The following is an 8,618-nucleotide window of genomic DNA, read 5'->3' as shown; positions in this document are numbered from 1 at the left end:
ACCGTCGCCCGCCGGCCGCGCAGCAGCCCCTCGCCGTCGCCGACGCCTTCCCAGACGGCGGCGGTGACCCGCAGCCGCAGCTGGGCGCCCTCCCAGCGGTCGGCCGCCAGCAGGACGGAGCCGGACCGGCGCAGCAGGGCGGCGATCCGCCGCCCCACCCGGTCGGGGACGGGCGGCAGCGGGCCGGTGAGCACCACGGGAACCGCCTCCAGGACGGCGGTCAGCACCTGCGGCCAGCGGCGGCCGGGGTCGTCGACCCAGAGCCCGGCGTCGAGGTCGAGTCCGGCGTCGCCGGCGGCGAGCGCGCCGAGGAAGGGGAGGCCGACGGCGGCCCAGCCGACGGGGCCGGTGCGGCCGGCCGAGCGGTCGGCGGCGACCGCGTCGGCGGCCAGGGCGAGCAGCAGCGGTATGTCGCCGCCGGCGCTGGCCGCCGTGCCGGGGCGCAGCCTTCCGCCGGGCAGCAGTGCTCCCAGCGCCGACGCGGGGGCCTCGCCCTCACGTGCGGCGGCCGTCCCGGGTGATGCCGATCCTGTCCACACCCTTCGAATTTCGAGCATGTGTTCGAAAAGTGCAAGTGAAGCCCTGTCAGGTCACCGAAGGGGTGAAACCGGACACCGAACGTCACCCGCCTGCGGTGATCCCCCCTCCGACCGCCCGGCCCCGGCCACCCCTGCGGCGGCGGGCTGTCCGCCGTCCGGCGGCACCGGCGGGCCGCTGCCACCGGCCCGTGGCAGGCTCCGTTCCGGAGCCCCGGGGAGGCCCGGGCCCGAGCGCGGAGGAGCCCCATGCGGATCGTCGTGAGTCAGTTCGTCAGCCTGGACGGCGTGGTCCAGGCACCGGGCGGCGCGGAGGAGGACACCGACGGGGGATTCGCCCACGGCGGCTGGTCGCACACCTACTTCGACCCCGAGATGGTGGGCGGGTTCGTGGACCGGGCCATGCAGGACACCGACGCGCTGCTGTTCGGCCGCCGCACCTGGCGGACGATGGCCGCCGCCTGGCCGGAGCGGGCGGGCGACCCGTTCGCCGACCGGATGAACGAGCTCCCGAAGTACGTGGTCACCCGGACCCTCCGCGAGGAGGACCTCACCTGGGGGAACACCGTCCGCATCCCCGGCGGGGAGGTCCTGGAGCGGGTGCGGGAGCTGCGCGCGCGGCCCGGCCGCGCCGTCCAGGTGATGGGCAGCCCCACCCTTGCCCGCACGCTGATCACCCACGGGCTCTTCGACGAACTGCGGCTGATGCTGATGCCGGTGCTGCTGGGCAGCGGCAAGAAGCTCTTCCCCGAGGGCGGTGCGTACCACCCCCTCACCCTGGTCTCCGCCGCGACCAGCCCGGCCGGCACCCAGCTGCTCGTCTACCAGCGCGCCGACGCCGACTGACCACCCTGCTCCGGCTCCGGCGGTGGCTCCGCGCCCCGGACCCGGCGGGCGGCCGGGGTGGTCGAGGTGATCGAGGTGGTCCCGCTACGGCCCACCGGACCCCGCTGACCACGGCTGACCGCGCCCCTGCCCCGGGATGCCGATAAGGCATGATCGGGGGTATGGGGATCGTCGCCGGTCTGGACAGTTCGTCCGACTACACCAGCATCGTCGTGTGTGACTCCGATACCGGTGAGGTGCTGCGGCAGGCCCACGCGCCGCACCCGGAGGGCGAGTCGTCACCCGGCGGCTGGCTGCTCGCCCTCGGTGACGCGGCGGGCGGCGGCGTCCTGGAGGACGTCACCGCGATCGGGGTGACCGCCCAGCAGCGCGGCACGGTGGCGGTGGACGCTGCGGGTCACCCCGTGCGCCCGGCGACCGACGCACGGCACGGCGGCCACTCCGCCGCCGTCAGCCTGATCGACGAGTTCGGCGGTCGGGGCGCCTGGATCGAGGCCGTCGGCGCCGTCCCCCGCCCCTCGCACGCCGTCAGCCACCTCCGCTGGCTGGCCCGTTCGGAGCCGGCGACCGCCGCGCGGGTGACCGGCGTGCTGGCGCCGCAGGACTGGCTGGTGTGGCAGCTCCTGGGCCGACCGGAGCGGTTCACCACCGACCGCGGCAGCGCCTCGGGGACCGGTTTCTGGTCGCCGCACCGCGACGACTGGCGGCGGGACCTGGTCGAACTGGCCCTGGGGCAGGAGGTCGCGCTGCCCGACGTCCTCGGCCCGGCGGACACGGCGGGGCGCACCCCCGAGGGGCTGTTGATCTCGGCCGGCACCGGCGAGACCATGGCGGCGGCGCTGGGTCTGGGCGTCGGACCGGGCGACGCGGTGATCTCCCTCGGCACCTCCGGTTCGGTCTGCGCCTTCCACGACGCGGCGCTCCAGGACACCGGCGGCAGCGTCACGGCCCTCGCGGACGCCACCGGCCACCACCTGCCGGTGGTCCGCACCCTCAACGCCACCCGGGTGCTGCGCGGCACGGCTGACCTGCTGGGCAGGTCGCCGGAGGAACTCTCCGACCTGGCGCTGCGCTCGACCCCCGGGGCCCACGGGATGGTGCTGCTGCCGTACCTGGCGGGCGAGGTCGTCCCGGACCTGCCGCACACCGCCGGCACCCTCACCGGGCTGAGCCGGGAGAGCATGGCGCCGGAGAACCTGGCGCGCGCCGCGTTCGAGGGGATGCTCTGCGGCCTCGCGGACGCCGCCGAGGTGCTGCGCGGCCGCGGGGTGCGCATCGACCGGGTGTTCCTGCTGGGCGCGGCCGCCGACCTGCCGGCCGTGCAGGCGCTGGCACCCGGGTTGCTGGACGCCGAGGTGGTGGTCCCGGTCGACGCCGACTACGCGGCGATCGGCGCCGCCCGGCAGGCCGCCTGGGCGGCGGGGGTCGCCGACGGGACCCTCACCGCCGACGCACCGCCGCAGTGGGCGACCGCCACCGGTCGCGAACTGCACCCCCCGGAGTCGCCGGAGGCCAGCGTCGCGGTCCGGACGCAGTTCCGCGCGGTCCGCGACGAGCACCACCCGGGCGCCTTCGGCTGACCGCGCCGGCTCGGGCGCGCCGCTCGGTCCGGGTCGCTCGGCCCGTGTCATCCGGTACGGATCATCCGGTTCGCGTCATCCGGTCCGGGTCGCTCGGTCCGGTCCGGGTCGGGTCGTCGCTGCGCCCTCGGCGCGGCCGGGCGGCGGTGCTCAGTCGAGGTAACCCCGGAGCTGTCCCGCGTAGGCGTGGCCGCGGAGCTTGCCGAGGGTCTTGTGCTCGATCTGCCGGATGCGCTCGCGGGTGACGCCGAAGAGGCAGCCGATCTCCTCCAGCGTGCGGGGGCGGCCGTCCACCAGACCGTACCGGAGTTCCACGACGCGCCGTTCGCGGTCGCCGAGGGTGGAGAGCACGCAGCCCAGGTGCTCGCGCAGCATCAGGAAGGCCGCGGACTCGGCCGGGTTGGGGACGTCGGTGTCCTCGATGAGGTCGCCGAGATTGACGTCGTCCTCCTCACCGACCGGCGCCTGGAGCGATATCGGGTCCTGGGCGAGCCGCAGGATCTCCCGCACCCGTTCAGTGGTCAGCCCCAGGTGGAGGGCGATCTCCTGGGGAGTGGGCTCCTGGCCGCGTTCCTGGAGCAGTCCGCGCTGCACCCGGATCACGCGGTTGATCAGCTCCACGACGTGGACCGGCACGCGGATGGTGCGGGCCTGGTCGGCGATGGCCCGGGACATGGCCTGGCGTATCCACCAGGTGGCGTAGGTGGAGAACTTGAAGCCGCGGGTGTAGTCGAACTTCTCGACCGCGCGGATCAGTCCGAGGTTGCCCTCCTGGACGAGGTCGAGCATGGTCAGTCCGCGGCCGAGGTACCGCTTGGCGACGGAGACCACCAGCCGCAGGTTCGCCTCGATGAGCTGGCGCTTGGCCAGCCGGCCCCGTATGACGAGCCGTTGCAGGTCCCTGGCCAGTCGTTCGTCCGCCGGCGGCGTGGTGGCGAGTCGCTCCTCCGCGAAGAGCCCGGCTTCCACGCGGGTGGCCAGCTCGACCTCCTCCGCCGCGCTCAGCAGCGGTATACGGCCGATCTCCCGGAGGTACTGCCGCAGCAGGTCCCCCGAGCCGGAGGCGTCCGGGCGCACCCCGGGGCCCTCCTGTTCCGGCCGGGCGGGGCCGGGCTGCCGCGGTACCCGCTCGGCGGCGGGGCCGGCGGGCGGACGGTCCGGCACGTCGACGAGGGCCGGGCCGGACAGAATCTGGGACTGCACTGAGCGACCTCCAGGTCGTCGCGTCCGATCAGGGGGCACTGCCGCCACGCCGGTGAAGAGAAAGCCGGCCCCGCCCACCCGCGGCGCGCGCCCACGTCCCGGAAAGGACAGTTACCCCGCGCATTCCTTGGATTACCCGGGTGCCATGTCGCAGAAACGTTCGGGACACACGCCGCGCGGTCCCCGGGTGACAGCCGGTAGCACCCCGCGGGGCGCGCGCCGCCCGGCGCTACCGGGCGCCTTCCCCGGCCCCGCTCAGCCGTGCGGGCCGCGCGGATGCGGGCCGGGGCGCGCCGCGCCTCGCGGGCTCAGCCGTAGAGCGCGGCCGCGCCGCGGTCGAGCAGCGCCGTCCGGTACTGCTGGAGGGTCCACACCTCCTGGCGCACCGCGACCGAACCGTCGTCGCGCTGGGCCTCCAACCGGCGTGCGGTCGACTCCAGTTCGGTGATGCGGGCCTCCACCGCAGCCAGCCGCACCTTGACGAGCAGTTCCTCGGCGTAGACGCCCACCTCGGGCTTGCGCCGCCGCGGCAGGTCCAGCGGTTCCACTGCCAGTTCGGTGGCCAGGGCGCGCACCGCGTCGTCGGGGGCGGCCTCCCGGATGCGGGCGAGGAAGGAGTCGTCCGCCTGCTCGGTGCCGCCGGCCTCCACGATGGCGCGGCGCACCACGGCGTAGGGCGGCCCGGTGAACTCGTCCTCGCCGTAGGCGTCGAAGACGGGCGCGACGAACTGCGGGAACTGGATCGCCACCTTCAGCAGCTCCCGTTCCGCGCGGTGGGCCGGGCTGCGCAGTTGGATCGCCGGCCCGCGGGCGCCGGCGGAGGCGCCGCGCGGCGCGGCGGTCCGGCCGCCGGCGGGCTCCGCGTAGGGGTCGCCGAACCCGGGGTCGTCGTAGGGCGGTTCCTCCAGGGCCGGGTCACCGCCGGGGCCGCCGCGGCCCCTGCCGCCCCGCCGTCCGCCCTGCCCCGGGGCGCCGGGTCCACCCGGTCCGCCGCCCTTGGCACCGCGGCCCTCGCGCTTCCACCGCGCCAGCAGGCTCACCCGCCGCACGACGAACTGCTCGTCGGGAATGCCGACGAGGCCGGCGAGCCGCACGGCGTACTCGTGCTGGATCGAGCCGTCCTTGATCTGCGCGACGATCGGCGCCGCCGCTTCGAGCGCGGCGGAACGGCCCTCGGCCGTCTCCAGGTTGTGTTCCGCCACCACGGAGCGGATGGCGAACTCGAAGAGCGGGCTGCGCCCGTCGACCAGTTCGCGCACCGCCTCGTCGCCCTTGGCCAGCCGCAGGTCGCAGGGGTCCTGCCCGTCGGGGGTGATCGCGATCCAGGTCTTGCCCGCGAACTTCTGGTCGTCCTCGAAGGCGCGCAGCGCCGCCTTCTGCCCGGCGGCGTCGCCGTCGAAGGTGAAGACCACCTCGGAGCGGGAGTTGTCCATCAGCAGCCGGCGCAGGATCTTGATGTGCCCCTCGCCGAAGGAGGTGCCGCAGGTCGCGATGGCGGTGGTGACCCCGGCGAGGTGGCAGGCCATGACGTCGGTGTAGCCCTCGACGACGACGGCCCGGTCCTCCTTGGCGATGTCCTTCTTCGCCAGGTCGATGCCGTACAGCACGTGGGACTTGCGGTAGATGGGCGTCTCGGGGGTGTTGAGGTACTTGGGGCCCTGGTCGTCCTCGCGCAGCCGGCGGGCGCCGAAGCCGACCACCTCGCCGGTGATGTCGCGGATCGGCCAGAGCAGCCTGCCGCGGAACCGGTCGATGGGACCGCGACGGCCGTCCTGCGAGATGCCCGAGGTGATCAGTTCCTTGTCGGTGAACCCCCGGCCGCGCAGGAAGCGGGTCGCGTGGTCCCAGCCGGCGGGCGCGTAGCCGACGCCGAAGTGCTGCGCGGCGGCCTGGTCGAACCCGCGCTCGGCGAGGAAGCGGCGGCCGATCTCGGCCTCCGGGGAGGACAGCTGGTCGGCGAAGTACTCGGCGGCGGCCTTGTGCGCCTCGACCAGCCGGGTCCGCTCCCCCGCCTGGCTGGCCCGGCCGTAGCCGCCCTGCTCGTAGCGGAGGGTGATCCCGGCCTGCGCGGCGAGCCGTTCCACCGCCTCGGAGAACGAGAGGTGCTCCAGCTTCATCACGAAGTCGAGGGTGTCCCCGCCCTCCTGGCAGCCGAAGCAGTGGTAGAAGCCCTTGCTGGGGCTGACGTGGAACGAGGGCGACTTCTCGTCGTGGAAGGGGCACAGGCCCTTGAGGTTGCCGCCGCCGGCGCTGCGGAGCTGGAGGTAGTCGGAGACGACGGCGTCGATCGGGACCGCGTCCCGTACCGCCTTCACGTCCTCGTCATTGATCCTGCCCGCCACGCGTTCAGCATACGGCCGCCCGCCGGCGGCACCCCGCCCGCCCGGCCGGTACCCGGCGCGGCGAGCACGCGCCGCACGTTCGTGCGCTCCGGCCGCAGACCGCTCCCCGCGACGCGGTGCGGGGGCAGCGCACCACCGGCGCATTCTCCCAATTCCGCCACCGCGGGCTGGTTCGCGTCATTGCGGACTACGCAATCGACATCGACGCTGACCGCATGATTCACCGATGCCGGGCTCAGAAGGCCGATGGAAAGCTGTGCAAGAACCGGGTCCGCACGGAGGACACGCGGTGCCACCTCCACACCGGAAAGCCCGCGGGCCGCGTGAGCCCGGTACCGAGGAAACGCAAAGCCGCCGCGAGCAAGCGACAGTCGTCCGGGAAGACGGCGGAAAGCCGTGGCGCACCACGGCGGAACCGACCGGCCCCGCTCACCGCACCTCGGCGCTCTTCGGCCCCGCGCACCCCCTCCCGGCCTTCCTCCGCAGGCAGCCCGACACCGCGCCCCCGGTCCGGCGACGTCGGAGCGACGGTGAGCCGGAGGGGCGACCGCCGCCGAGGAGGCCCCGATGCCGACGCCGCCGCGGAGCGCTGCGCGAGAGCTCTGGGCGGCGACGTGGCGACCGCGGTCGCCGATCGCGTGATCGAGTACGCCTCGGAGAGGACCTGGCGGACGCTCCGCCGCAACCACAGCGCCGCCGGCTGCCAGGAAATGGCCGAGCTCGCACGCCGGATTCTCACGGGATTCGAGAAGATCCACAGCCTGATCGCCCACCTCGTCGACCGGGCACTCGTTCTTCTCGGACGCAACGGTGTCGAGCGGATGTTCGCCCGGGAGTTGGCCACAAGAATTCCCCTCCCCCTGGAAGATCAGGTTCGCATTGCCGCGCGCGGCCTCCAGGTGGCAGGAATCTGGCTTTGCCTGAGCGAGGGGATCGATCTTCTCGACTGCGCCTGCATGCGGAGCGTTCTGATGGACGAGGGCGGTGAATTCCTGGACCAGTTGGTGTCCGACGCCGTCGGGGACTGGCGGTACCTCGCGGCGGGCCCGCCGCAGTCGTCGGCGCGGTGACGCGTACCACCCCGGCCCGGGCCAAAGGCGGTCGCGCTGCTCCTGCCGCACCGGACAGCTCGGCCGGTCCGCGGGCGCCCATGCCGACCGGCTCGATCCCGGCCGGTCCGGGGCCACTGCGGCGGCGGGCGAGACGTGCCCCCGGCCCGGACCCGGCCGTCAGCGGCCGCGCGCGGTCCGGCGGGCCGTCGCGGCGGTCCACCACAGCATCGCCGCGCCCACCAGCAGCGTTCCCACCGCACTCGCCACTCCCGCGCCGGCGCCGCGCAGCGGGGCGGCGACCGCCACCAGCGCGAGCAGCCCCACCAACGGTCCGCGCACCTGCCACAACAGGGCGGCGAACGGCCCGGTGTCCCCCGCCGGTGTCGAGGAGCCGATCATCAGATGAGGCGGCACCACGCCCCGGTAGGCGCTCACCAGGGCGGCACCGACCAGCGCCGGGACCGACAGCAGCAGCGGGACCACCGCGCCCGCCGGCCCGCCGAGCAGCACCGTCGCCCCACCCCCGGCCGCGAGCAGCAGCACCAGCCCGGCGACCGGAACGACGGCGTGCGCGACGGCCAGCCGCGCCGTCGACCACGGCAGCGCGGCCGACCGCCGCAGGTCGCCCGCCTCGACCCGGGCGGGCTCGGCGAGCTGCGCCGCCGCGACGTACGCGGTGACGGCGGCCAGGGCTGTCACCGGCGAGGACGGTGGCACGGCAGCCGCGACCAGCAGGGTCGCGCCGGTCCACACCATCGCCGCGAGCAGCCGGGCGGGCGTCCGTACCAGCCCGGTCGCGTCGCGCCAGGCCACCACCAGCGCGGCACGGCGAGGGGCAGGGAGTCCGCCCCGCATGCGCACGCCGCGCCCGCCGCCTCCCACGCTGCCGACCGCGGCCCACGCCAACCGCAGGTCGAGGGCGTACAGCGACGCCTGGACCCGCAGCAACACGGCTGCCTGCTCACGGAGGACCCGCGCCGGCACCGCCACCGCGGCCCGTGCTCCGAACCCCGCCGCCACGGCCAGCGCCGCGACGGTGAGCGCCCCGCCGGCGAGCGC

Annotated in this window: 6 protein-coding genes and 1 pseudogene; 3 read left to right on the top strand and 4 right to left on the bottom strand. The window is 75.0% G+C overall.

Annotation, left to right across the window (positions count from 1 at the left end; all coding sequences use genetic code 11):
• Window positions 1–539, bottom strand: a 539-nt coding sequence (gene imuA' / locus HCN52_RS18310) for a DnaE2-dependent mutagenesis accessory factor ImuA' (RefSeq protein WP_168089536.1), incomplete at its 3' end; no start/stop codon positions are given.
• A gap of 246 nt (window positions 540–785) precedes the next feature.
• On the opposite strand from imuA', the gene HCN52_RS18305 reads away from it, so the two are divergent.
• Both HCN52_RS18305 and HCN52_RS18300 read left to right on the top strand, forming a co-directional pair.
• Complete coding sequence (locus HCN52_RS18305; RefSeq protein ID WP_168089535.1) at window positions 786–1,382, top strand: dihydrofolate reductase family protein; 597 nt, start codon at window positions 786–788, stop codon at window positions 1,380–1,382.
• Window positions 1,383–1,543: 161 nt separating this feature from the next.
• Entirely contained in the window at window positions 1,544–2,962 is a 1,419-nt protein-coding gene (locus HCN52_RS18300) for an FGGY family carbohydrate kinase (protein WP_168089534.1), read from the top strand.
• A 150-nt stretch (window positions 2,963–3,112) separates the two neighbouring features.
• Here HCN52_RS18300 and HCN52_RS18295 read toward each other — a convergent pair whose 3' ends face one another.
• Together HCN52_RS18295 and dnaG are read right to left on the bottom strand one after the other, a co-directional pair.
• A complete protein-coding gene (locus HCN52_RS18295; protein WP_168089533.1) occupies window positions 3,113–4,165 on the bottom strand; it encodes an RNA polymerase sigma factor in 1,053 nt (350 codons plus the stop codon).
• Window positions 4,166–4,473: 308 nt separating this feature from the next.
• Entirely contained in the window at window positions 4,474–6,507 is a 2,034-nt protein-coding gene (gene dnaG / locus HCN52_RS18290) for a DNA primase (protein ID WP_168089532.1), read from the bottom strand.
• 530 nt (window positions 6,508–7,037) lie between these two features.
• On the opposite strand from dnaG, the gene HCN52_RS18285 reads away from it, so the two are divergent.
• Window positions 7,038–7,577, top strand: a complete 540-nt coding sequence (locus tag HCN52_RS18285) for a hypothetical protein (protein WP_168089531.1) — start codon at window positions 7,038–7,040, stop codon at window positions 7,575–7,577.
• Window positions 7,578–7,736: 159 nt separating this feature from the next.
• On the opposite strand, the pseudogene HCN52_RS18280 reads toward HCN52_RS18285, so the two are convergent.
• Window positions 7,737–8,618 (bottom strand): annotated as a pseudogene (locus HCN52_RS18280) (hypothetical protein); the annotation flags it as partial.

The sequence above is a fragment of the Streptomyces bohaiensis genome (genome assembly GCF_012033785.1).
Lineage (GTDB): Bacteria > Actinomycetota > Actinomycetes > Streptomycetales > Streptomycetaceae > Streptomyces > Streptomyces bohaiensis.
This window is presented reverse-complemented; position numbering and strand designations above follow the sequence as displayed.